Below are 413 nucleotides of genomic sequence, written 5' to 3' on the forward strand. Positions count from 1 at the left end.
CAATCGCCCGGCCCCGACGCCGACCCCGACCTCCGCGCCCACTGGCACCTCGTCCGCGTCTGCTCCGGCGCTCCCGGCTCCCCCCTGCCCGGCCAGCCGACCGACCCCGTCCCCGCCCGAGCTGACCTCCGCGCCCGGATTGCCCGAGAACTCGATCGCCTCGACGCCCTCCGCGACCAGCGCTGGCACGACCACGACGCCGACCAGGCCGCCGCCGTCGCCCAGCTCGCCCTCATCGACACCTCCAAGGACGGCCAGCTCCGCCAGCGCTACCGCCGCGAAGCCTTCTCCGAGATGCTCCGCGGCATCAACCAGCTCATGCGCCTCCGCGTCGAACGCTCCAAGGACCAGGACCGCCAGTGGCACCAGGCCCACCCCCACGTCTCCCGCAAACGCGTCGCCGACACCCCCTC

At 74.3% G+C, this 413-nt stretch carries 1 protein-coding gene; it reads left to right on the forward strand.

All coding sequences use genetic code 11. The annotated features are described in order from the left end of the window. On the forward strand, positions 1-413 hold a 413-nt coding region (locus tag GA615_RS27720; protein WP_161602614.1), incomplete at both ends, for a hypothetical protein.

The sequence above is a fragment of the Tautonia marina genome, assembly GCF_009177065.1.
Classification (GTDB): Bacteria; Planctomycetota; Planctomycetia; order Isosphaerales; family Isosphaeraceae; genus Tautonia; species Tautonia marina.